The 23,938-nt window shown below is 66.8% G+C and carries 20 protein-coding genes and 1 tRNA gene; 15 read left to right on the forward strand and 6 right to left on the reverse strand.

Features of this window, described 5'->3' with window-relative positions; translation table 11 throughout:
• Positions 1-130: 130 nt before the first annotated feature.
• Positions 131-1,555: a cysteine--tRNA ligase gene (gene cysS, locus ABQ137_RS16765; protein WP_160954543.1), complete on the reverse strand. Its 1,425-nt coding sequence runs from the start codon at positions 1,553-1,555 to the stop codon at positions 131-133.
• Between the two features lie 186 nt (positions 1,556-1,741).
• Between cysS and ABQ137_RS16770 the strand changes: the two genes are divergently transcribed.
• The 13 genes from ABQ137_RS16770 to ABQ137_RS16830 all read left to right on the forward strand — a co-directional run bounded on the left by ABQ137_RS16770 (position 1,742) and on the right by ABQ137_RS16830 (position 15,894).
• Entirely contained in the window at positions 1,742-2,239 is a 498-nt protein-coding gene (locus ABQ137_RS16770) for a glycine zipper 2TM domain-containing protein (RefSeq protein WP_024940007.1), read from the forward strand.
• 312 nt (positions 2,240-2,551) lie between these two features.
• Positions 2,552-3,577: an N-acetylornithine carbamoyltransferase gene (locus tag ABQ137_RS16775; RefSeq protein WP_167709027.1), complete on the forward strand. Its 1,026-nt coding sequence runs from the start codon at positions 2,552-2,554 to the stop codon at positions 3,575-3,577.
• 71 nt (positions 3,578-3,648) lie between these two features.
• Positions 3,649-4,893 (forward strand): argininosuccinate synthase, encoded by a 1,245-nt coding sequence (locus ABQ137_RS16780; RefSeq protein ID WP_126966082.1) that lies wholly within the window; start codon positions 3,649-3,651, stop codon positions 4,891-4,893.
• A gap of 323 nt (positions 4,894-5,216) precedes the next feature.
• Positions 5,217-6,317 carry an acetylornithine deacetylase gene (locus ABQ137_RS16785; RefSeq protein WP_024940004.1) on the forward strand — a complete coding sequence of 367 codons (1,101 nt, stop codon included), beginning with the start codon at positions 5,217-5,219 and terminating at the stop codon, positions 6,315-6,317.
• Positions 6,318-6,366: 49 nt separating this feature from the next.
• The gene (locus ABQ137_RS16790; protein WP_024940003.1) at positions 6,367-7,710 is read left to right on the forward strand and encodes an acetylglutamate kinase; all 1,344 of its coding nucleotides are present in this window, start codon (positions 6,367-6,369) and stop codon (positions 7,708-7,710) included.
• 5 nt (positions 7,711-7,715) lie between these two features.
• Positions 7,716-8,327: a GNAT family N-acetyltransferase gene (locus ABQ137_RS16795; RefSeq protein WP_039526977.1), complete on the forward strand. Its 612-nt coding sequence runs from the start codon at positions 7,716-7,718 to the stop codon at positions 8,325-8,327.
• Positions 8,324-9,274 (forward strand): N-acetyl-gamma-glutamyl-phosphate reductase, encoded by a 951-nt coding sequence (argC, locus tag ABQ137_RS16800; protein ID WP_349783220.1) that lies wholly within the window; start codon positions 8,324-8,326, stop codon positions 9,272-9,274. The genes ABQ137_RS16795 and argC overlap by 4 nt, the downstream gene beginning before the upstream one ends.
• 127 nt (positions 9,275-9,401) lie before the next feature.
• Positions 9,402-10,697: an argininosuccinate lyase gene (locus ABQ137_RS16805; protein WP_349783221.1), complete on the forward strand. Its 1,296-nt coding sequence runs from the start codon at positions 9,402-9,404 to the stop codon at positions 10,695-10,697.
• The gene (locus ABQ137_RS16810; RefSeq protein WP_024939999.1) at positions 10,697-11,050 is read left to right on the forward strand and encodes a cupin domain-containing protein; all 354 of its coding nucleotides are present in this window, start codon (positions 10,697-10,699) and stop codon (positions 11,048-11,050) included. The genes ABQ137_RS16805 and ABQ137_RS16810 overlap by 1 nt, the downstream gene beginning before the upstream one ends.
• Positions 11,050-11,310 carry a YciI family protein gene (locus ABQ137_RS16815; RefSeq protein ID WP_039521853.1) on the forward strand — a complete coding sequence of 87 codons (261 nt, stop codon included), beginning with the start codon at positions 11,050-11,052 and terminating at the stop codon, positions 11,308-11,310. Before ABQ137_RS16810 ends, ABQ137_RS16815 begins: the two co-directional genes overlap by 1 nt.
• A gap of 13 nt (positions 11,311-11,323) precedes the next feature.
• The gene (proB, locus tag ABQ137_RS16820) at positions 11,324-12,478 is read left to right on the forward strand and encodes a glutamate 5-kinase (protein ID WP_046343002.1); all 1,155 of its coding nucleotides are present in this window, start codon (positions 11,324-11,326) and stop codon (positions 12,476-12,478) included.
• Between the two features lie 130 nt (positions 12,479-12,608).
• Positions 12,609-13,853 (forward strand): glutamate-5-semialdehyde dehydrogenase, encoded by a 1,245-nt coding sequence (locus tag ABQ137_RS16825; RefSeq protein WP_349783222.1) that lies wholly within the window; start codon positions 12,609-12,611, stop codon positions 13,851-13,853.
• A 127-nt stretch (positions 13,854-13,980) separates the two neighbouring features.
• Positions 13,981-15,894 carry a CocE/NonD family hydrolase gene (locus ABQ137_RS16830; protein ID WP_349783223.1) on the forward strand — a complete coding sequence of 638 codons (1,914 nt, stop codon included), beginning with the start codon at positions 13,981-13,983 and terminating at the stop codon, positions 15,892-15,894.
• Here ABQ137_RS16830 and ABQ137_RS16835 read toward each other — a convergent pair.
• The 5 genes from ABQ137_RS16835 to ABQ137_RS16855 form a co-directional block, all read right to left on the reverse strand.
• Positions 15,875-17,101 (reverse strand): CynX/NimT family MFS transporter, encoded by a 1,227-nt coding sequence (locus ABQ137_RS16835; RefSeq protein WP_024939994.1) that lies wholly within the window; start codon positions 17,099-17,101, stop codon positions 15,875-15,877. The two genes, ABQ137_RS16830 and ABQ137_RS16835, sit on opposite strands and share 20 nt — an antisense overlap.
• Before the next feature lie 123 nt (positions 17,102-17,224).
• Positions 17,225-17,301 (reverse strand) — tRNA-Pro (locus tag ABQ137_RS16840).
• 60 nt (positions 17,302-17,361) lie between these two features.
• A complete protein-coding gene (gene cydX / locus ABQ137_RS16845; RefSeq protein ID WP_024939993.1) occupies positions 17,362-17,472 on the reverse strand; it encodes a cytochrome bd-I oxidase subunit CydX in 111 nt (36 codons plus the stop codon).
• Positions 17,473-17,564: 92 nt separating this feature from the next.
• The gene (gene cydB, locus ABQ137_RS16850) at positions 17,565-18,716 is read right to left on the reverse strand and encodes a cytochrome d ubiquinol oxidase subunit II (protein WP_054591565.1); all 1,152 of its coding nucleotides are present in this window, start codon (positions 18,714-18,716) and stop codon (positions 17,565-17,567) included.
• 16 nt (positions 18,717-18,732) lie between these two features.
• On the reverse strand, positions 18,733-20,355 hold the full coding sequence (locus tag ABQ137_RS16855) for a cytochrome ubiquinol oxidase subunit I (RefSeq protein WP_349783224.1): 1,623 nt from the start codon (positions 20,353-20,355) through the stop codon (positions 18,733-18,735).
• A 148-nt stretch (positions 20,356-20,503) separates the two neighbouring features.
• Between ABQ137_RS16855 and cydD the strand changes: the two genes are divergently transcribed.
• Together cydD and cydC are read left to right on the forward strand one after the other, a co-directional pair.
• On the forward strand, positions 20,504-22,249 hold the full coding sequence (gene cydD / locus ABQ137_RS16860; protein ID WP_349783225.1) for a thiol reductant ABC exporter subunit CydD: 1,746 nt from the start codon (positions 20,504-20,506) through the stop codon (positions 22,247-22,249).
• Positions 22,246-23,922 carry a thiol reductant ABC exporter subunit CydC gene (gene cydC / locus ABQ137_RS16865; RefSeq protein ID WP_349783226.1) on the forward strand — a complete coding sequence of 559 codons (1,677 nt, stop codon included), beginning with the start codon at positions 22,246-22,248 and terminating at the stop codon, positions 23,920-23,922. The genes cydD and cydC overlap by 4 nt, the downstream gene beginning before the upstream one ends.
• The last annotated feature ends 16 nt before the right edge of the window (positions 23,923-23,938 follow it).

Genomic DNA, 23,938 nt, shown 5'->3' on the forward strand with positions numbered 1-23,938 from the left:
ACGGGCAAAGCCTCGCTGGAATTCGATGCGGGTGGCTTCGCCCTTACCGCAAGGAAGGTGCATGTGGCTGCGCTCGCACCCTGATCCGCCCCTACGGGGCACCTTCCCCCAAAGGGAGAAGGGCGGAGGGTCATGCGCGCTTCCAGCGCACGCCTTGCGGAGTGTCTTCCAGCACGATGCCTTCGTCGGCCAGCTGCGTGCGGATGGCGTCGGCGCGGGCGAAGTCCCTCGCTTTCTTGGCGGCATTGCGTTCTTCGACCAGCGCCGTGATGCGTGCATCGTCGCCGGCGTCGGTGCCGCGCGAGAACCAGGCGGCCGGATCCTGCTGCAGCAATCCCAGCGCCAGGCCTGCGCCGAGCAGCCGCGACTTCAGCCCGGACAGCGCGGCAACACCTGCCGATGCGTCGCTGCCCTGTGCGAGTTGGGTGCGCAGCGCGCGGGCCTCGGAGGCAATGCTGGCGATGACCGACAGCGCAAGCGGGGTGTTGAGGTCGTCGTCGAGCGCGGCTTCCACCTCGTCGGGAATCGTGGCCGGCTGCGCGGGGGCGATCCCGGCAGCGTGTTCGGCCGCGGCCAGGTCGCGCAAGGTGCCGTACAGCCGGTCCAGCGTGTTCTTGGCCTGGTCGATCAGGCCATCGGACCAGTCCAGCGGCTGCCGGTAATGCGCGCTCAGCAGCGCGTAGCGCAACGCCTCGGGCGGGTGGCGGGCGATCAGGTCGTGCACGGTCTCGATGTTGCCCAGCGACTTGCTCATCTTGGCGCCGCTGAAATTGAGCATGCCGTTGTGCAGCCAGAACCGCGCGAACGTGGCTCCACCATGCGCGCACTCGCTCTGCGCGATCTCGTTCTCGTGATGCGGGAACTGCAGGTCCACGCCGCCGGCATGGATGTCGATGGTCGGGCCCAGGTGCGCGGCAGCCATCGCCGAGCATTCGATATGCCAGCCCGGGCGGCCGCGGCCCCAGGGCGAGTCCCAGCCGGGCAGCTCGTCGCTGGAGGGCTTCCACAGCACGAAGTCGCCGGGGTCGCGCTTGTACGGCGCCACGTCCACGCGCGCGCCGGCCAGCATCTCGTCCGGGTCGCGGCGCGAGAGCTTGCCGTAGTGCGCAAAGCTGGCCACCGCGAACAGCACATGGCCTTCGGCGGCATAGGCATGTCCGTTGGCAATCAGCTGCTCGATCATCGCCACGATCTGCGGGATATGCGCGGTCGCTTCCGGTTCGATGTCCGGCGGCTGCACGCCGAGCGCGGCCATGTCCTGGCGGTAGATCGCGGCGAAGCGGTCGGTGATGGTCGAGATCGGCACGCCCTGCGCCTGCGCGGCGGCGTTGATCTTGTCGTCCACGTCGGTGATGTTGCGCGCGTAGCGCAGCGCGCCGTAGCGCCGGCGCAGCAGGGCGGCCAGCACATCGAACACGACCGGGCCGCGGGCGTTGCCGATATGCGCGTAGTTGTAGACGGTGGGGCCGCACACATACAGAGTGGGGCTGGACGGATCGAGCGGTGCGAACGGCTCGACCCGCCGCGTCAGGTTGTTGTGCAGGCGCAGGCTCATCGGCATCTGAAAAAGGATAACCGGGCGATTCTAGCCGGTCGCGGCGATGTGGCGAACCAACCGCACGCGCGCAGCAGCGCCGGTGACCGGATGGGCTGCGTTCAGCCCAAGGTATCGCAAGCTCCATACACTTACGTATTGCCTGGCTGCGCCCTCCTGGTACTGATGCGACCTTCCCCGTTCTTCCTGCTGCTCTGTGTGTTCGCCTGGCAGGCATCGTCAGCGCACGCGGCGGAAACCGATCCCAAGAACCGGGTGGTGGTGATCGAGAACGTGAAGCTGGATTACGCGCAGGTGCTCAATGTCGAGCCGGTCTACCAGACCCTGCGTGCCACCCGCATGGAGGAACAGTGTGAGGCCGAGCAGGTCGCGCCGGTAGCAGCGGCACCGGTCGAGGACGAAGGCCGTATCAACCGGATGGTGGATTCGGTCAAGGAGATGTTCTCCCGTCGCCCCGAACCGGCGTCCGTGCCGATGGCGGTGCCGCCGACCAGCACACGGCGCAACTGCCGGGTGGTGGAAGTGCCGCGCGAGTTCCGGCGGCCGATCGCCTTCGACGTGGATTACGTCTACAAGGGCACCAAGTACCGTTCGCGGCTGCCGGAAGACCCGGGTAACCGGCTGCGCGTCCGCGTGTCGGTCACCCCCTACATCCCCGACGCCATCGTCGCGCCGCCGCGCTGAGCCGCGCGGCGGTTGCGCCGTGCCCGCATGCATGCGAGGATTCGCGCCCTATGTACGCAAACGCCTTTCAGCACGACACCAGCGCCGCCCGGATGGCCTCCGGCATGACCTCGCGTGCCCGCCGACCGGAATCCCACATTTTCGCTGGGTAACCGGAGCGTTTTGCTGTTCCGCCGTTGAAAACCCAGCCCGCAGGCTGGGTTTTTTCGTTTTGACGTCACAAAAGTTTCAACCGCAAGAAACGCGCATGTCGCGCACCCCGCCGCTCCTGGCGGACCACGCAGCAGAAGCACGCAGCACAAGGATCGATCGATGTCACTGAAGCACTTCTTGAACACCCAGGACTGGAGCCGCGCCGAACTGGACGCGCTGTTGACCCAGGCCGCGTTGTTCAAACGCAACAAGCTGGGAAGCGAGCTGAAGGGCAAGTCGATCGCGCTGGTGTTCTTCAACCCGTCCATGCGCACCCGCACCAGCTTCGAGCTGGGCGCGTTCCAGCTGGGCGGGCATGCGGTGGTGCTGCAGCCGGGCAAGGACGCCTGGCCGATCGAGTTCAATCTGGGCACGGTGATGGATGGCGACACCGAAGAGCACATCGCCGAAGTGGCGCGGGTGCTGGGCCGTTATGTCGACCTGATCGGCGTGCGCGCGTTCCCGAAGTTCGTCGACTGGTCCAAGGACCGCGAGGACCAGGTGCTCAGGAGCTTCGCCAAGTATTCGCCGGTACCGGTGATCAACATGGAGACCATCACCCACCCGTGCCAGGAGCTGGCGCACGCGATGGCGTTGCAGGAACACTTCGGCACCCAGGATCTGCGCGGCAAGAAGTACGTGCTGACCTGGACCTATCACCCCAAGCCGTTGAACACCGCGGTGGCCAATTCCGCGCTGACGATCGCCACCCGCATGGGCATGGACGTGACCCTGCTGTGCCCGACGCCGGACTACATCCTGGACCCGCGCTACATGGACTGGGCAGCGCAGAACGTGGCCGAAAGCGGCGGCTCGCTGCAGGTCAGCCACGACATCGACAGTGCCTACGCCGGTGCCGACGTGGTGTATGCCAAGAGCTGGGGCGCGTTGCCGTTCTTCGGCAATTGGGAGCCGGAAAAGCCGATCCGCGACCAGTACCAGCACTTCATCGTCGACGAACGCAAGATGGCGCTGACCAACAACGGCGTGTTCTCGCACTGCCTGCCGCTGCGTCGCAACGTCAAGGCCACCGACGCGGTGATGGATTCGCCCAACTGCATCGCCATCGATGAAGCCGAGAATCGCCTGCATGTGCAGAAGGCGATCATGGCGGCCCTGGCGGGCCAGGGCCGCCGGGATTCGTGATTGGGGATGTGGGATTCGCAACGGCGAACCCGGCTCCCGACCCAACCTAGTCAACTTCTAAAGAGACCCCCATGTCGCAGCAGACCGCTTCCACCAATCCCGAATCCCCACTCTCCAATCCCGGCACAAAGAAGGACATCGTCCTGGCGTTCTCCGGTGGCCTGGATACCAGCTTCTGCATTCCGTATCTGCAGGCGCAGGGCTATGCGGTGCACACCGTGTTTGCCGATACCGGCGGGGTGGATGCCGAGGAGCGTGATTTCATCGAAAAGCGCGCGGCCGAACTTGGTGCCGCCAGCCATGTCACCGTCGATGGCGGTCCGGCCATCTGGCAGGGCTTCGTCAAGCCGTTCGTGTGGGCGGGCGAGGGCTATCAGGGCCAGTACCCGTTGCTGGTGTCCGACCGTTACCTGATCGTCGACGCCGCGCTCAAGCGCGCCGAGGAACTGGGCACGCGCAGCATCGCCCACGGCTGCACCGGCATGGGCAACGACCAGGTGCGTTTCGACCTGGCAGTGAAGGCACTGGGCGATTACCAGATCGTGGCGCCGATCCGCGAGATCCAGAAAGAACACACCCAGACCCGCGCCTACGAGCAGAAGTACCTGGAAGAGCGCGGCTTCGGCGTGCGTGCCAAGCAGCAGGCCTACACCATCAACGAGAACCTGCTCGGGCTGACCATGTCCGGCGGCGAGATCGACCGTTGGGAAGCGCCGGGCGAAGGTGCGCGCGGCTGGTGCGCGCCGCGCAGCGAGTGGCCGGCCGAGCCGCTGACCGTCACCCTGAAGTTCGTCGAAGGCGAGGCCGTTGAACTCAATGGCAAGGCGCTGCCGGGCGAGCAGATCCTGGCCCAGCTCAACAAGTTGTTCGCGCCCTACGGCGTGGGCCGTGGCGTCTACACCGGCGACACCGTGATCGGGTTGAAGGGCCGCATCGTGTTCGAGGCGCCAGGCCTGATCTCGCTGCTGACCGCACACCGCGCGCTGGAAGATGCGGTGCTGACCAAGCAGCAGAATCGCTTCAAGCCGGATGTGGCGCGCAAGTGGGTGGAGCTGGTGTACGAAGGCTTCTATCACGATCCGCTCAAGACCGACATCGAGGCGTTCCTGAAGTCGTCGCAGGCCAAGGTCAATGGCGAGGTCACGCTGGAAACCCGCGGCGGCCGCGTCGATGCGGTGGCGGTGCGTTCGCCGCACCTGCTCAACACCAAGGGCGCGACCTATGCGCAGTCGGCCGACTGGGGCGTGGAGGAAGCGGAAGGCTTCATCAAGCTGTTCGGGATGAGCTCGACGCTGTATGCCCAGGTGAATCGCTGAAGTTTCAGGGCACGTATGCAAAGCCCCTCTCCCCCGGGGCGAGAGGCACGGCGTACGCGCCACTGGCGCGCGTGCCTTGGAGCGCCCGCGCCGCAAGCGCGGGCCGGGGCGCGCAGCGGGGGTGAGGTGAGGGTGCGAGCGAAGCTCCTGCAGGGTGCGGTGCACTCGGCTTCGCCCGTCCCCTCATCCGCCCCTTCGGGGCACCTTCTCCCGGTGGGAGAAGGGTGGCCTGGATGCGCTGTAGGTGTTGTTTGCGCAACCTCGCACCACGGTGCAGTTGTGACTTTTGTTAGCCGCCACTTCGGACCATTGATCAAACCGACATGACCGATCTACTTGCCTCCACCCTCGAACACCTGGAACAGCTGGTGTCCTTCGACACCCGCAATCCGCCGCGGGCGATCGCTGCCGAGGGCGGCATCTTCGATTATCTGCGTGCGCAGCTGCCCGGTTTCCAGGTCGAGGTGATCGACCACGGTGCCGGTGCGGTCAGCCTGTATGCGGTGCGCGGCACGCCCAGCTACCTGTTCAACGTGCATCTGGACACGGTGCCGGATTCGCCGCACTGGAGCGCCGATCCGCACGTGATGCGGCGTACCGACGATCGCGTGATCGGCCTGGGCGTCTGCGACATCAAGGGTGCGGCAGCGGCGCTGGTGGCAGCGGCCAATGCCGGGCAGGGCGATGCGGCCTTCCTGTTTTCCTCCGACGAGGAAGCCAACGACCCGCGCTGCATCGCCGCGTTCCTGGCGCGCGGTGTGCCGTATGAGGCGGTGCTGGTCGCCGAGCCGACCATGAGCGAGGCGGTGCTGGCGCATCGCGGCATCAGCTCGGTGCTGATGCGGTTTGCCGGGCGTGCCGGGCATGCCTCGGGCAAGCAGGACCCTTCCGCAAGTGCATTGCATCAGGCGATGCGTTGGGGCGGCAGGGCGCTGGACCATGTCGAGTCGCTGGCGCATGCGCGTTTCGGCGGCCTGACCGGCCTGCGCTTCAACATCGGTCGGGTCGAGGGCGGCATCAAGGCCAACATGATCGCGCCGGCGGCCGAGCTGCGTTTCGGCTTTCGTCCGCTGCCGTCGATGGACGTGGACGGTTTGCTGGCGACGTTTGCCGGATTTGCCGATCCACACGCGGCGCATTTCGAAGAAACCTTCCGCGGCCCCAGCCTGCCGTCCGGCGATATCGCGCGGGCCGAGGAACGCCGCCTGGCCGCCCGCGATGTGGCCGATGCGCTGGACCTGCCGATCGGCAATGCAGTGGATTTCTGGACCGAGGCCTCGCTGTTTTCGGCCGGCGGTTACACCGCCCTGGTCTATGGCCCCGGCGATATCGCCCAGGCGCACACCGCCGACGAGTTCGTAACGCTTGCGCAGCTGCAGCGTTACGCCGAGTCGGTACATCGCATCATCAACGGCTCAAACTGAAGCCGCGTTCCGCGCCCAGGCGCGGCCATCCCTCTCTTCGATCACGGCAATGTCCCTCTCCGCACAGCCCCACAAACAGACCCGCCAGACCATCGTGCGCCTGCTTTCGAGCATGGCCAGCGCCAAGGAAATCAGCCAGTACCTCAAGCGTTTCTCGCAGCTGGATGCCAAACGCTTTGCGGTGGTCAAGGTGGGCGGCGCGGTGCTGCGCGACGACCTGGACGCGCTGACCTCGTCGCTGTCGTTCCTGCAGGAAGTGGGGCTGACCCCGATCGTGCTGCATGGCGCCGGCCCGCAGCTGGATGCCGAACTGTCGGCGGCCGGTATCGAGAAGCGCACCGTCAACGGCCTGCGGGTGACCTCGCCGGAAGCGCTGGCGATCGTGCGCAAGGTGTTCCAGGCCTCCAACCTCAAGCTGGTCGAGGCGCTGCAGCAGAACGGCGCGCGTGCGACCTCGATCACCGGCGGCGTATTCGAAGCGCAGTATCTGGACCGCGACACCTACGGCCTGGTCGGTGAGGTCAAGGCGGTCAACCTGGCGCCGATCGAAGCCAGCCTGCAGGCCGGCTCGATTCCGGTGATCACCAGCCTGGGCGAGACGCCGAGCGGGCAGATCCTCAACGTCAACGCGGATTTTGCCGCCAACGAACTGGTGCAAGAGCTGCAGCCGTACAAGATCATCTTCCTCACCGGCACCGGCGGTCTGCTGGATGCCGATGGCAAGGTGATCGACTCGATCAACCTGTCCACCGAGTTCGACCATCTGATGCAGCAGCCGTGGATCAACGGCGGCATGCGGGTGAAGATCGAACAGATCAAGGATCTGCTCGATCGCCTGCCGCTGGAGTCGTCGGTGTCGATCACCCGGCCGGCCGATCTGGCCAAGGAACTGTTCACCCACAAGGGCTCGGGCACGCTGGTGCGGCGCGGCGAGCGCGTGCTGCGCGCGACCTCCTGGGACGAACTGGACCTGCCGCGGCTCAGGACGCTGATCGAATCCAGCTTCGGCCGCACGCTGGTGCCCGATTACTTCAGCAACACCAGGTTGCTGCGCGCCTATGTCAGCGAGAACTACCGCGCCGCGGTGATCCTCACCGACGAAGGCATGCTGGGTGCAAGCGCGCTGATCTACCTGGACAAGTTCGCCGTGCTCGACGACGCCCAGGGCGAAGGCCTGGGCCGTGCAGTGTGGAACGTGATGCGCGAGGAAACCCCGCAGCTGTTCTGGCGCTCGCGTCACAACAACCAGGTCAACATCTTCTACTACGCCGAGTCCGACGGCTGCATCAAGCAGGAGAAGTGGAAGGTGTTCTGGTACGGGCTGGAGAACTTCGAGCAGATCCAGCACTGCGTGGCGCATTGCGCGACGCGCCAGCCGACGCTGCTGGGCTGAGTACGATGGCGCCCGTCGCATTGCCAGCGCTTTGGCGCGAGCTGCCCACGCTACGCGGGCAACACGCAACACTGGAACCATTGCAAGCTGCGCATGCCGATGGTCTGCGCGCTGCGCTGGGCGATGGGGCCTTGTCGCGGCTGTGGTACACCGGCGTGCCGGCACCGGCGCAGGTGGACGACTACGTGGGCGCGGCCCTGGATGCGCAAGCCGACGGGCGGGTGCTGCCTTACGTGGTATGCGATGCGGCCGGCGAGGTCGTCGGCTGCACACGCTATTACGGGCTGGATGCGACAGTGCCCAAGCTGTCGATCGGCTACACCTGGTACGCGCCGCGCGTGCAGCGCAGCGGCGTCAATACCGACACCAAGCGGATGCTGCTGCAGCACGCCTTCGAGACGCTGGGCTGCCTGAGCGTAGTGTTCGAGACCAGTTGGTTCAATCACACCTCGCGCGCGGCGATTGCGCGGCTCGGTGCAAAGCAGGACGGCGTGCTGCGCAATTACACCCGTCACCCTGACGGCACGCCGCGCGACACCGTGGTGTTCTCCATCATCGATACGGAATGGGCCGGGGTCAAACGCCACCTGCAGTTCCGCCTGGAAGCAAACGCATGACTGTTCAAACAACGACCATCGGCATCGTCGGGGCCCGCGGGCATACCGGATCGGAATTGATCAAGCTGGTGGCGGCACACCCGCATCTGCAGCTGCTGTTCGTGTCCTCGCGCGAGCTGGCCGGGCAACCGGTGGCCAAGCACAACGCGGCGTATCGCGGCGAGCTGCGCTACGAGAGCCTGGATGCCGATGCGGTGGCCGCCAAGGCCGCCGACGTGGTGATCCTGGCATTGCCCAACGGCAAGGCCGAGCCCTTCGTCGCGGCGATCGACTCGGCCAGGCCGCAGACGCTGCTGGTCGATCTGTCGGCCGATTACCGCTTCGATCCGGCCTGGTATTACGGGCTGCCGGAGCTGACGCGCGGCAGCTACGCCGGGCAGCGACGCATCAGCAATCCGGGCTGCTATGCCACCGCGATGCAGCTGACGATCGCGCCCTTGCTCGACCAACTGGCCGGCCCGCCGCAGTGTTTCGGCGTGTCCGGGTATTCCGGCGCGGGCACCACGCCGTCGGACAAGAACAACCCCGAGTTGCTGGCCGATAACCTGATGCCGTATGCGCTGACCAACCACATGCACGAGCGCGAAGTCTCTGCGCAGCTCGGTGTGCCGGTGGAGTTCATGCCGCATGTGGCACCGCACTTCCGTGGCATCACCATGACCGTCAACCTGTGGCTGCAGCAAGCGCTGACGCGCGAGCAGGTCCAGGCGCGCTACACGCAGCGTTACGCCGACGAGCCGTTGATCGAGATCGTCGATGAAGCGCCGTGGGTCAGCCGCATCGCCGGCAGGCATGGCGTGCAGATCGGTGGCGTGACGCTGGCGCCGGGCAACAAGCGGGTGGTGGTGGTGGCAACGCTGGACAACCTGCTCAAGGGCGCGGCGACGCAGGCGATGCAGAATCTCAACCTGGCATTGGGCTGGGACGAATTGACTGCGATTGGCTGATGATGCGAGTCCCTCGCAAGAGCCCGCACTTCCTTGTGCGGGGATTTAAAGATGCGAGTCCCTCGCGACAGCCCGCACCTCCGTGTGCGGGGATTTAAGCTGACAATTTATTTCGAGACGCTTTCCGATGACCAATCTGTTGTGGCAAAAACCCGGCGTGGCGGTGGACGCCAAGATTCAGAGCTTCCTGGCCGGCGACGACGTCATCCTGGACCGCGAGTTCTTCCTGTACGACATCGCTGCCAGCAAGGCGCATGCGCAGGGACTGCAGCACATCGGCATCCTGTCGCTGCAGGAGCTGGGCGGACTGAGCGAACAGCTCGACCTGCTGGCGGCTGATTTCCGCAGTGGCACGTTCGTGCTGGACGAGCGCTACGAGGACTGCCATTCGGCGATCGAGGCGCGCCTGACCGAACGGCTGGGCGATGCCGGCCGCAAGATCCACACCGGGCGCAGCCGTAACGACCAGATCCTGGTCGCCACGCGCCTGTGGTTGAAGGACAAGCTGCAACGCGTGGCCGAGCTCGGCGCGGAAATCGCCAAGGTGGCGCTGGACCGCGCGCATGCCGAAGCCGCGTTGCCGGTGCCGGGCTATACGCATATCCAGCGTGCGGTGGTGTCCTCTGCCGGCATGTGGTGGGCGGGCTGGGCCGAGGCCTTTATCGACAACGCGGTGCGTGCGGCCGATACCTTGCGCCTGGTGGACAGCAATCCGCTCGGTACTGCGGCCGGCTACGGCGTCAACCTGCCGCTGGACCGTGCACACACTACTGCCGAGCTGGGCTTTGCACGGCTGCAGGTGTCGCCGATCTATGCGCAGCTCTCGCGTGGCAAGTACGAACTGGCCGCGCTCGAGGCGCTTGGCAGCGCAACGCTGGACCTGCGCCGGATCGCCTGGGATCTGTCGTTGTTCACCAGCGGCGAGTTCGCCTTCGTCGCGTTGCCGGCGCAATACACTACCGGCAGCTCGATCATGCCGAACAAGCGTAACCCCGACGTGATCGAACTGATGCGTGCCACCCACGCCAGCGTGGCCGCCGCGCGGACCGAGATCGAACAGCTGCTGTCGCTGCCATCGGGCTATCACCGCGACCTGCAGAGCAGCAAGGGCGCCATCGTGCACGGCTTCGGGCGCGGCCTGGCGGCGCTGGAACTGCTGCCGGCCCTGCTGGCCAATCTGGAATGGCGCCCGGATAAGCTGCGTGCGGCGATCGATTCGGGCATGTACGCCACCGACGTGGCGGTGGAAGCGGCGGTTGCCGGCGTGCCGTTCCGCGAGGCCTACAAGGCGGCCGCGGAATCGGCCGACACTGCAGGGCGGGGGCGCACGCCGGAAGGCAGCCTGGCCGCCCGCGTCTCGCCAGGCGCCGCCGCAGATCTGCAGCTGGACGTCCTGCGTGCCCGCTGGCAGGCGCTGGTTTGATGGCCGCGATCAGCACCGACACCGCCGAGCATTACCCCTGGGGCGAAGCCAGCGACGGCTGGCACCTGTTGCGCGACCCCAACCTGAGCGTGCTCGAAGAGCACATGCCGCCCGGCGCGGCCGAGCTGCGTCACCGGCACAGCCGCGCGCGGCATTTCTTCTATGTGCTGGCCGGCGAGGTGATGCTGCAGCTGGATGGCGAGCAGCATGTGCTCGGGGTCGGGCAGGGCCTGCATGTGCCGCCCGGTTCCACCCATCAGATGCACAACCTGTCCGAGATGGAAGCGCGCTTTCTGGTGATTTCCGCGCCGTTCGGCCGTAGCGAGGCAACACCCGACAAGGAGGCAGGCTGATGGCGACACGCTATCTGGTGCTGGCGATGCGCAAGCCGGATTTTCCGGCCGATGTGGTGCAGCCGCACCGTGCATTTCTCGACACGCTGCGGGCGGCCGGGCAGCTGGAACTGACCGGCGGCTTCAGCGATGGCAGCGGCGGCGCGTACGTGTTGATCAACGTCGCCAGCCTGGAAGACGCACAGCAGATCGTCGCGCGCGACCCATTGGCGCTGCGCGATGCCTCCACGCTGACCGTTCATGAGTGGAACACGCACTGAGCAGGTTGTCGCCATGAGCACGCCCATCGCCACTGCTGCGTCATTTACCGAGCAGGCGCTGCCGCCATGGCGACGCGCGGTGCTCAAGGTCGGCAGCAGCCTGCTCGCCGCCGATGGCGGTGGCCTGTCGCCGCGTTTTGCGCTGGGGCTGGCGCAGTTCGTCTCGGCCAACCTGATGGCCGGGCGCGAGCTGGTGATCGTGTCGTCGGGTGCGGTGGCCGCCGGCCGTGCGATCCTGCCGAAGGCTGCCGAGGCCGGTGCGCCGATCGCCGCGCGCCAGGCGCTGGCTGCGCTGGGGCAGGCGCAGTTGATCGCGCTCTGGCAGCGCTTCTTCGAGCGCCCGGTGGCGCAGGTGTTGCTCACCCACGACGACCTGCGTAACCGCCGCCGCTATCTCAACGCACGCGCCACCCTGGGCGAGTTGTTGCGGCTGGGCGCGTTGCCGGTGATCAACGAAAACGACACCGTGTCGGTGGACGAGCTCAAGCTGGGCGACAACGACAACCTGGCCGCGATCGTCGCCGCCCTGGTCGATGCCGATGCCTTGTTCATCGCCACCGATATCGACGGGCTGTACAGCGCCGATCCGCGCAGCAATCCGCTGGCGCGGCCGCTCGACGAGGTGGCCGAACTCACCGCCGAGGTACTGGCGATGGCCGGCGGCAGCGGCAGCAGCGTGGGCACCGGCGGCATGCGCACCAAGCTGGAAGCCGCCGCAAAGGCCGGCGCGGCCGGCATCGAAACCTATCTGTTCAACGGCCGCAATGGCGATGTGGTGCGGGCACTGGCGCAGGATCGCCTGCACGGCACGCGTATCCACGCCGCACGCACGCGCATCGCCGCCCGCAAGTACTGGCTGCGGCATGCGCCGGTGGAAGCGGGCGCGATCCTGATCGATGCCGGTGCCGCCGCCGCACTGACCGACAAGGGCGCCTCGCTGCTGCCGGGCGGCGTGGCCGGTGCGCAGGGCGACTTCCGGCGTGGCGACATGGTGGAGATCCACCTGCGTGACGACGCCGGCGAGCGCTGCCTGGCACGCGGCGTCAGCCAGTATTCGGCGGTGGATATCCGCCGCATCGCCCGCCGCCACTCGCGCGAGATCGAGCCCGTGCTCGGTTACAGCTACGGCGAGAATGTGGTGCATCGCGATGATTTGGTGCTTTTGTAGCGGGGAATCGAGAATCGGGAATGGGGAATCGCAAGAGCGCTTCCAGCCAACTTTCCCGCTGCCGATTCTGTCGCAGTAAAGTGATGGCGCGCGCTTTTACCATTCCCGATTCCCCACTCCCGATTCCACAATGACCATCAAAACCCTAGCCCTGCAATGCCGTGATGCCGCGCAAGTGCTGTCGCAACTGTCCGCGTCTGCCAAGCAGGCCTTGCTGGAGGCGATGGCGGCCGCGCTGGAACAGGATGCGGCGGTGATCCTGGCGGCGAATGCGCGCGATCTGGAGGCGGCGCGTGAGAAGGGGGTTGGTGCTGCGATGCTCGATCGTCTGGCGCTGGACACAAAGCGCCTGGACGGCATCGCAGCCGCGCTGCGCGAGGTGGCGCAACTGCCCGATCCGGTCGGGCAGGTCACGCGCGAGGATGTTCGCCCCAACGGCATCGTCGTGCAGAAGGTGCGGGTGCCGCTGGGGGTGATCGCGATGATCTACGAGGCGCGCCCGAATGTGACCGCCGATGCCGCAGCACTGTGCATCAAGGCCGGCAATGGCGTGATCCTGCGTGGCGGCTCGGAAGCAATCCACTCCAACACCGCGATCGCGCGCGCCCTGCAGCGCGCCTTGCGCGAGGCCGGCGTGCCGGAAGCGGCGTTGACCCTGGTCGAGGATCTGCGCCGCGAGACCATGCTGGAGCTGCTGCAACTCAGCGACATCGTCGATCTGGCGATTCCGCGTGGTGGCGAAGGGCTGATCCGCTTCGTGGCCGAGCATGCGCGCGTGCCGGTGATCAAGCATTACAAGGGCGTGTGCCATCTGTTCGTGGATGCGTCGGCGGACGTGAATCTGGCCGTGCGTCTATTGGTCGATGGCAAGGCCAGCCGGCCCTCGGCCTGCAATGCGCTGGAGACCTTGCTGGTGCATGCCGACATCGCGGCGCGCTTTCTGCCGCTGGCCGCGCAGGCCCTGCGTGAGCGCGAGGTGGAGCTGCGTGGCGATGCGGCAACGCGCGCACTGTTGCCCGACGTCGCAGCTGCCAGCGACGACGACTACGCCGCCGAATTCCTCGACCTGATCCTGGCGATCCGCGTAGTGCCGGATCTGGACACCGCGCTGGCGCATATCCGCCAGTACGGCTCGGACCACACCGAGGTGATCGCCACGCAGGATGCCGCCAACGCCGAGCGGTTCGTGCAGTCGCTGCGCTCGGCGGTGGTAATGGTCAACGCCTCCTCGCGTTTCTCCGATGGCGGCGAGCTTGGCCTGGGCGCGGAGATCGGCATCTCCACCACGCGCCTGCATTCCTACGGCCCGATGGGCCTGGAGGCGCTGACCGTGGAGCGCTTCGTGGTGCGGGGCCAGGGCCAGATACGGCACTGATTGGCGATACGCAGGCCAGCCACCCGGCAATCACGACCTACCCGGCAACCACGACCTTTGACACTCCCCCGGCAGGCCGCGCTCTGCCTACAGTCGACGACTGCCCACGCACGTTCCGGAGTCGTCGATGCGCCGTTTTGCCGCCTGCCTGCTCGCCACCGCCATTGCCGCCGCCACCGGCAGCGCGCTGGCGCAAACTTCGCCGATGACGCCGGACATCACCGGCAAGCCGTTCGTGGCAGGTGATGCCGCCAACGACTACATCAAGCGCGAGGTGATGATTCCGATGCGCGACGGGGTCAAGCTGCATACGGTGATCGTGCTGCCCAAGGGCGCGCGCAATGCGCCGATGGTGCTGACGCGCACGCCGTACAACGCCAGCGGCCGCACCGAGCGCATGGCCTCGCCGCATATGAAGGACCTGCTCGCACAGGGCGACGACGTGTTCGTGGAAGGCGGCTATATCCGCGTGATCCAGGACGTGCGCGGCAAGTACGGCTCCGAAGGCGATTACGTGATGACCCGGCCGTTGCGCGGTGCGCTCAATCCCAGCGAGGTCGACCATTCCACCGATGCCTGGGACACCATCGACTGGCTGGTGAAAAACGTCAAGGAATCCAACGGCAAGGTCGGCATGATCGGCTCGTCCTACGAAGGCTTCACCGTGGTGATGGCGTTGACCAACCCGCATCCCGCGCTCAAGGTCGCGGTGCCGGAAAGCCCGATGATCGACGGCTGGATGGGCGACGACTGGTTCAACTACGGCGCGTTCCGCCAGGTCAACTTCGACTATTTCACCGGCCAGCTCACCCAGCGCGGCAAGGGCAGCGGCATCGCGCGCCAGGGCCATGACGACTACAGCAACCTGCTGCGCGCCGGGTCGGCCGGCGATTTCGCCAGGGCCGCCGGCCTGGAGCAGCTGCCGTGGTGGCACAAGCTCACCGAACACGCCGCCTACGATACGTTCTGGCAGGAGCAGGCGCTGGACAAGGTGATGGCGCGCACCCCGCTCAAGGTGCCGACCATGTGGTTGCAGGGGCTGTGGGACCAGGAGGACATGTGGGGTGCCATCCATAGCTACGCGGCGATGGAGCCACGCGACCGCAGCAATACGCTCAACTACCTGGTGATGGGGCCGTGGCGGCACAGCCAGGTCAACTACGACGGCAGCGCGTTGGGCGCATTGAATTTCGACGGTGATACCGCGCGCCAGTTCCGCCACGACGTGCTGCGCCCGTTCTTCGATCAATACCTGGTCGATGGCGCGCCCAAGGCGAGCACGCCACCGGTGTTCATCTACAACACCGGAGAGAATCATTGGGACCGTCTGCAGGCCTGGCCGCGCAGCTGCGCCAAGGGCTGTGCATCGCGCAGCAAACCGCTGTACCTGCAGGCCGGCGGCAAGCTGTCGTTCCAGCGGCCGGCGGCAGGCCAGCCGGGTTTCGAGGAGTACGTGGCCGACCCGGCCAAGCCGGTACCGTTCGTGCCGCGCCCGGTGGACTTCGGTGATCGCAGCATGTGGACCACCTGGCTGGTGCAGGACCAGCGCTTCGTCGACGGCCGCCCGGACGTGCTGACCTTCGTCACCGAGCCGCTGACCGAACCCCTGCAGATCGCCGGCGCACCCGAAGTGCATCTGCAGGCCTCCACCAGCGGCAGCGACAGCGACTGGGTGGTGAAACTGATCGACGTGTATCCGGACGAGATGGCGTCCAGTCCCAAGATGGGCGGCTACGAGTTGCCGGTGTCGCTGGCGATCTTTCGCGGCCGCTATCGCGAGAGTTTCAGCACGCCCAAGCCGCTGGCATCCAATCAGCCGCTGGCGTTCCAGTTCGGCCTGCCGACCGCCAACCACACCTTCCAGCCGGGCCACCGGGTGATGGTGCAGGTGCAGTCCAGCCTGTTTCCGCTGTACGACCGCAATCCGCAGACCTACGTGGACAACATCTTCTTCGCCAAGCCCGGCGATTATCGAAAGGCCACCCAGCGCGTCTATGTGAGCCCCGAGCAGCCCAGCTACATCAGTCTGCCGGTACGTTGACCGCGCGGGCGCCGCGTGGCGGCGGCGCCCAGACGTCTTCCAGCAACTGCGGGCGGCAGGCCACCCAGGCGGCCGCCAGCTGCACCAGGATGCAGATCACCAGGAAGACGAACGGCGAGGTCCAGCCGCCGTGGTGCGCGTGCAGCCAGCCGAACAGGAACGGCCCCAGGCAGCTCACCGCATAGCCCATGCCCTGCGAGAACCCGGACAGGGCCGCCGAGCCGGCTGCGGTGCGGCTGCGTTGATTGACCAGCACCAATGCCAGCGGGAACGTGCTCGGCCCCAGGCCGAGCAGGGTCACCCACAGGATCGGCGCGGCCAGCGGCGCCCACCACAGCCCGGCAAACGCGACCAGATGGCAGGCCGCGCACAGCAGCACGATCGGAAACGGGTTGCGCATGCGGACCGCCAGCGCCGGCATGGTCAAGGCACCAACCATGCCCAGTGCCGCGAACAGCGCCACCATGGTGCCGCCGAATGCGGGCGAGGCGCCGGCTTCGCGCAGCAGCGTCGGCAACCAGGTGAACATCGAATAGGTGACCAGCGAGGTCATGCCGAAGGTCACCGCCATGCTCCAGCCCAGGGCGGTGCGTGCCACGCGGCCCTCGGCCTCGGGCGTGGGTGTGACCGGTGCCGGCCCGGTCGCGTGAATGCGGCGGTGGCTGGTGTGCACCATGGCCCAGGCCGCCAATGCCAGCAGTGCCGGCAACACCCACACCACCATCGAGCTGCGCCAGCCCAGCGCATCGGCCACCGGTACCGCCAGCAGTGCCGGCAGCAGGGTGCCGACCTGCAGCACGGTGATGTAGAGCGTGCTGACGCCGCCGACGCGATCGCCGAAATAGCGCTTCACCAGCGGCGGCAACACCACGTTGCCCATGCCCATGCCGGCGAGTGCCACCAGCGAACCGATCAGCAGTCCGGCAGTGCCCGGCAGCAGCGGGCGCAACACCAGGCCGACAGTGGCCAATGCCATCGACAGCAGCGCGGTGCGCAGCAGGCCGAAGCGGCGCAGCAAGGCCGGCGTGGCCACACCGGTCAGTGCGAATGCAGCCGTCGGTAACATGCCGAGCGCACCCATGGTGGGCGCGCCGAATGCGTACTCGTCGGCAATGCGTTCCAGCAGCGGCGTCAACGACGTCACCGCGGTACGCAAGTTGAAGGCGGACAACAAAATGGCAGCCAGCACCAAGCCGCGACCACGCAACCGGGCGGACGGGGAGGCAGCGGCAATGACAACAGACATGACAGACCATCCGCACTGCGCGCATGCATGCGCCAGCGCCTGAAAACACAAAACCGGCACGAGGCCGGTTTTGTGTTTTGAAACTGGTCGGGGAGACAGGATTCGAACCTGCGACCTCTACGTCCCGAACGTAGCGCTCTACCAGACTGAGCTACACCCCGAAGGAGCCGCGTATGTTACATAGGGAATGCGGAATCGGCAAGCATCTAGCGAAAATAATTTTACTGATGCGGTTGGCCACGCTCCGGCTCGCGTGCTTCGAACCACATGCCGTTGAGCACGGCCGCCAGTGCGGCCAGACCGGTGCCGAGGATCCAGGCGAAGTACCACATTGTCGTTCTCCTTGAGTTGTTGAAGCAGGTGCGAGGTTGAGGCCTGCTGCGAGCGCGATGCAGCTGTGCATCGCAACGCGCAGCGGGCATGCTCAGTAGGCGTTTGGATTGGCCGAGAGTTCGTCGGCGGTGACCTTGCCCTTGAGCACGCGATAGACCCAGCTTGTGTAGGCCAGCACGATCGGCATGAACAGCGTGGTCGCCAGCAGCATGATCCACAGCGTCAGGTGGCTGCTGGAGGCATCCCACAGCGTCAGGCTTGCGCTCGGTGCGGTGGACGAGGGCAACAGGAACGGGAACAACGCAAAGCCGACGGTAAAGACGATGCCGACGATGGCGCAACCCGAGGCGATGAACGCCAGGCCGCCGCGACGCACACGCAATAGCAGCGCATTCATTGCCAGTCCGACCAGGCCGATCAGCGGTGCCATCAATGTGGCCGGCATGCTGCTGTAGTTGTGCAGCCAGCCGCCGGCTGCGGTGAGTGCGGCGGTCTTGCCAAGCGGATTGGTCGGCGCATCGGTTGCCAGGAGCGAAGTCACTGCGTAGCCCGGCAGACCCAGCGCCACCCATGCACCGGCGGCGGCAAACAGCGCCACCGCGCAGAGCGCGGCGATGCTGCCAAAACGCGCCGCACGCTCGGCCACCGGTCCGTCGGTCTTCAGTACCAGCATCGCCGCGCCGTGCGCCATCAACATCGCCACGCTGAGCAGGCCGGCGAGCAGCGCGAACGGCGTCAGCAGCCCGAACAGGTTGCCGGTATAGAACGTGCGCATGCTGGCGTCGAAGTGGAACGGCACACCGAGCAGCACATTGCCGACCGCCACGCCCATGATCAGCGCCGGAATGCAGCCGCCGACGAACAACGCCCAGTCCCAGTTGCTGCGCCAGCGCTGGTCGGCCAGCTTGCCGCGGAACTTGAACCCGACCGGGCGCAGGATCAGTGCGAACAGGATCAGGAACATCGCCAGATAGAACCCGGAAAAACTCACCGCATACAACGGCGGGAATGCGGCGAAGATCGCGCCGCCGCCCAGGATCAGCCAGACCTGGCTGCCTTCCCAGACCGGGCCGATGGTGTTGATCACCAGCCGGCGTTCGGCATCGTTGCGGGCCACCAGCGGCAGCAGGGTGCTGACGCCCAGATCGAAGCCGCCCATCACCGCGTAGCCGGACAGCAATACGCCGAGCAACAGCCACCAGATCACGCGCAATGTGGTGTAGTCGAGCAAGATGAAATCCATGGTTGTCTCTCCTGGCTTACGGTGCGCCGCCGGCCAGCGCGCCGGTGCTCAATGGGGCGTCGGGTGAGGACGCGTGGGGCGAGCTGCCGTGCGGCGACGGGGTGCGTTGGCTCGGTGGAAATAGCGCATCCGGGCCCTTGCGGATGGTCTTCAGCGACAGCTTGATCGCGATCACCAACAGCGTGGTGTACAGCGCGGTGAAGCCGACCAGGGTCAACACGATTTCGTACAGATCCAGTCCCGAGGCGGCATAGAAGGTCGGCAGCACGCCTTCCACCGCCCATGGCTGGCGGCCGTACTCGGCCACGAACCAACCGCACTCGATCGCGATCCACGGCAGCGGCAGGCTCCACAGCGCCAGGGTCAGGAACCAGCGTTTTTCCTCGAAGTTGTGCTTGCAGGCGAACCAGAACGCGATGGCGAAGAAGGCGATCAGGTAGATGCCGATGGCGGCCATGATGCGGAAGGTCCAGAACAGCGGCAGCACCCGCGGCACGGTGTCCATCGCGGCCTGGGCGATCTGCTGCGGCGTGGCATTGCCGATATCGTCGCGATAGCGCTTGAGCAGCAGGCCGTGGCCCAGATCCTGCCAATGTGCCTCGAAGACCTTGCGCGCTTCGGCATCGTCCTTGTTGGCGCGGATGCGTTGCAGCGCGCCGTAGGCGATCTGGCCGCCGCGGATGCGATGCTCGGCACGGCCGACCAGTTCCAGGATGCCGGGGATCGGCTGGTCCAGCGAACGTGTGGCGATCAGACCCATCAGGTACGGGATCTTGACCGCGTAGTCGTTGCGATGGGTCTGCTGGTTGGGAATGCCGAATGCGGTGAAGTCGGCCGGGGCGGCTTCGGTTTCCCACATCGCCTCGATCGCCGCCAGCTTCATCTTCTGGTGTTCGTTGGCGGCGTAGCCGCTCTCGTCGCCGAGCACCACCACCGACAGCGAGGACAACAGGCCGAACGCGGCAGCCACTGCGAACGAACGCCGCGCCATCTCCACATGGGTGCCGCGCAGCAGATAGAACGCGCTGATCGCCATCACGAACACCGCGCCGAGCACGTAGCCGGCGCTGACGGTGTGCACGAACTTGGCCTGTGCCACCGGGTTGAACAGCACCGCCATGAAATCGACCACTTCCATGCGCATGGTGTCCGGGTTGAACACCGCGCCGGTCGGGTTCTGCATCCAGCCGTTGGCGATCAGGATCCACAGTGCCGAGAAGTTGCTGCCCAGCGCCACCAGCCAGGTGGTGGCCAGGTGCTGCACCTTGCTCAGCCGGTTCCAGCCGAGAAAGAACAGGCCCAGGAAGGTCGCTTCCAGAAAGAACGCCATCAGGCCTTCGATCGCCAGCGGCGCACCGAAGATGTCGCCGACGTAATGGCTGTAGTAAGACCAGTTCATGCCGAACTCGAATTCCATCACGATGCCGGTGCCCACGCCCATGGCAAAGTTGATGCCGAACAGCACGCCCCAGAACATGGTCATGCGCCGCCAGATGTCCTTGCCGGTCATCACATAGACGCTTTCCATGATGCCGAGCAGGAACGACAGGCCCATGGTCAGCGGCGGAAAGATGAAGTGGTACATCGCGGTGACTGCGAACTGCAGCCGCGACAGTTCAACAACTGTCGAGTCGATCATGGCGGGTGGGCCTGGTTGGGTGTCGATGAAGGAATGCAGCCGATCATCTGCGCTTGCCGCGACACGCGCGTTGATCCAGATCAATGCCGCGGCGGGCGGGTGCGGCACAATGCGCAGCCCGTAGCGGGAAGTGGCGACTTACAATCGCTTGCAACACGATGTCTTCCTTGAGAGCGATGTGAGCCAGCCCAGCGTGCGAGCCAGCGAAACGCCAGCCCAGCGCCGTCAACGCGGCCAATGGCTGGATGCACTGGCGGCCCCGGCCACGCGTGCGCGGCGCCTGGCCGGCGTGGCGGTGGCGGTGTCTGGGGTACTGCTGCTGGCGCAGGCGGCGGCGATCGCGTGGTTGCTGCAGGCGGTGCTGGTGCAGCATCTGGCGCTGGCGCAATTGCGCGACGTGGGGGCGGGGCTGGTCTGTGCGCTGGTAGGGCGCGCGCTGCTCAATGCCTGGGCGCAGTCGCTGACCGGCGAGGTGGCCGATGTGGCCAGGCGCGAACTGCGTGCCCGCATCGCGCGCCGCCTGGTGCAGCATGGGCCGGTGTGGCTGCGTCGGCAGCGCAGCGGCGAACTGGGCGAATTGAGCCTGGCGCATACCGATGCGCTGGAGGGCTACTTCGTCGGCTACCAGCTCGCACGCACCGAGATGCTGCTGGTGCCGCCGCTGATCCTGGTCGCGGTGTTTTCGGTCGATTGGGTGGTGGGCCTGGTGCTGCTGCTGACCGCACCGCTGATTCCGTTCTTCATGATGCTGGTGGGCTGGGGCGCCGAAGCCGCCGGGCGCGACCAGCTGAGCGAGCTGGCGCGGATGGGCGGGCACTTTGCCGATCGCCTCAAGGGCCTGGGCCTGTTGCGCGTGTATGGCCGCGGCGAGGCCGAGTTGAGCGGCATTGCCGCGGCGGCCGAAGGCGTGCGCGAGCGTTCGCTCAAGGTGCTGCGCATCGCCTTCCTGTCGTCCACGGTGCTGGAATTCTTCGCCTCGGTGAGCGTGGCGATCGTGGCGCTGTACTTCGGCCTGACCTATCTGGGCATGCTCGATCTGCACGGCTTGCCGACGCTGGGCGCGGGCATGTTCTGCCTGCTGCTGGCGCCGGAATTCTTTGCGCCGTTGCGGCGGCTGGCGGCGCATTACCACGACCGTGCCAATGCGCTGGCGGCGGTGGCCGAAGCCGAGCGCCTGCTGGAAGGCTTCGCGCCGGCATCGGCAACGCCACCGGTGACGGTGCCGCCCTTGCGTGCACTGGAACCGGCCCAGGCACACGCCCCGCTCTTGCAGGCGCGCGATCTTGCGCTACGGCCGCCGGGCGCGCCGCACACGGTGGTCGCGCATTTTTCGCTGACCTTGCAGCCCGGGCAGCGCGTTGCCGTGATCGGTGCCAGTGGCAGCGGCAAGAGCACCTTGCTGGAGGGCCTGGCCGGCTGGCTGGCGCCGGAGGCCGGCAGCGTGGTGCTGCGGCAGGGGACTCGCATCGGCTATGCCACGCAGCGGCCGTATCTGTTTCACGGCAGCATCGCCGACAACCTGCGCCTGGCCGATCCGCAGGCCGGCGCTGCGCGCCTGCACGCGGTGGCCGACGCTGCGCAGGTGCTGCGCTTTGCCGCGCAGCTGCCTGCGGGCCTGGACACGCAGATCGGCGAGCGCGGCTTCGGGTTGTCCGGTGGCGAAGCGCGGCGCGTGGCCCTGGCGCGGCTGTTGCTGCGTGAGCCGGACCTGTTGCTGCTGGACGAACCCACTGCCTTCCTCAATCCGGACACCGAAGCGGAGTTGCTGCGCACCCTGGGTGTGTTCGCACGCGGCCGCGCGGTGGTGCTGGCCACGCACAGCGCGGCGGTGATGCGCTGGGCCGACACGGTGATCGACCTGCGCGGCGCCACCGTCACAGCGGAGCTGCCATGAACGACACACAGCCCGACCGTCTGCGCGATGTGTTTCGCCGGCATGCCTGGCGCCTGCTGCTGTCGGCGCTGTTGGTCCTTGTCACCATGCTGGCCGGCGTGGGCCTGCTCGGCCTGTCCGGCAGTTTCCTGACCGCCGCTGCTTTGGCCGGTGTCGCCGGCATGGGCAGCGGCTTCAATTTCTTTTCGCCCTCGGCCGGCATTCGCGCGCTGACCTTTGCGCGCATCGTTTCGCGTTATGGCGAAAAATTGATCGGCCACGACGCCACGCTGCGCATCGCCCGCGACCTACGCGTGTGGTTCTTCCGCCGCGCGTTGCCGCTGGCGCCGGGCCGCCTGTCGGCCACGCGCACCGGCGATCTGCTGGCGCGGCTGATGTCCGACATCGGCGAGGTCGATGGCGTGAGCGTGCGCGCGTTGGCGCCGTTGAGCGCATTGCTCGGCATCTGGGTGGCCGGCGTGGTGGCAGCGGCGCTGATCTATCCGCCGGCTGGCGTGTTGCTGGTGGTGCTGGGCGTGGTCATCGGCGGCATGGTGCCGTGGCAGGTGGCGCGCGGCGGTGCGCAGCGCGAACAGCTGCGCGCCCGGCAACGCACCGCCTTGCGCACGCAGGCGTTCGAGGGCCTGGAAGGTGCGGCCGATCTCGCTGCGGTGGATGCGCAAGGTGCCTGGCTGCATCAGGTCGATGCAACGGCGGCGGCGGTGGTCGATGGCGATCGCCTGCAGCGCCGTCGCCTGATCGGCGGCAACCTGCTGCATGCGGTCTGCGGCGGTATCGGTCTGGCCGGCATGTTGTGGCTTGGGTTGAGCGCGGCAGAACGTGGATTGATTGCTGCGGAAATGGCGGCTGGGCTGGTGTTCCTGACCATGGCATTGCTGGAGGTCTGGGCCGGCGCCGGGCTCGCCTTGCAGGCGCTGCAGAGCGCGCGCGTTGCGGCCAAGCGCCTGCAGTCCATCGTCGACCAGGCGCCGTCGGTCGTCGATCCGTCGCAGCCAGTGGATGCGCCACGCAGCGGCACGCTGCGCCTGCAACAGGTCAGTTTTGCGTGGCCGGGCAGCGGACGCCCGCTGCTGCAGGCGCTCGATCTGAGCCTGGCGCCTGGCGAGCGCATCGCCATCAGCGGTGACAGCGGCAGCGGCAAGAGCAGCTTGTCCGCAGTGCTGTTGCGGCTGTGGGACCCGCAGGCCGGGCAGGTGAGCTACGCCGATATCGACCTGCGCCACTTCGCGCAGGCGCAATGGCATCAACGCATCGCCTGGCTGCCGCAGAATGCCCCGGTGTTTGCCGGCACGGTGCGCGACAACCTGCGCATCGGCGATGCCGGCGCAGGCGATACGGCCATGTGGAACGCGCTGGACCAGGTGCGTCTGCGCGCCTGGGCCACCGCGCAAAACGGCCTGGACACCTGGGTCGGCGAAAACGGCGCCACGCTCTCGGCTGGCCAGGCGCGCCGGCTGGCGCTGGCGCGCGCCTTGCTGCGCGAGGCGCCGATCCTGCTGCTGGACGAACCCACCGACGGCCTGGATGTGGATACCGCGCACGCCTTGCTGCTGGATCTAGCTGCCGCGCTGGGCGAGCGCAGCCTGGTGATGATCACCCACGACAGGGTGCCCGATGGCGTGGTGCAGCGACGCTATCGCCTGCGGGCCGGTGCGCTGGAGCCGTTGGCCTGAGGATGCTGTTGCCGGT

Source organism: Xanthomonas sp. WHRI 8393 (genome assembly GCF_040203315.1).
GTDB lineage: Bacteria > Pseudomonadota > Gammaproteobacteria > Xanthomonadales > Xanthomonadaceae > Xanthomonas > Xanthomonas arboricola.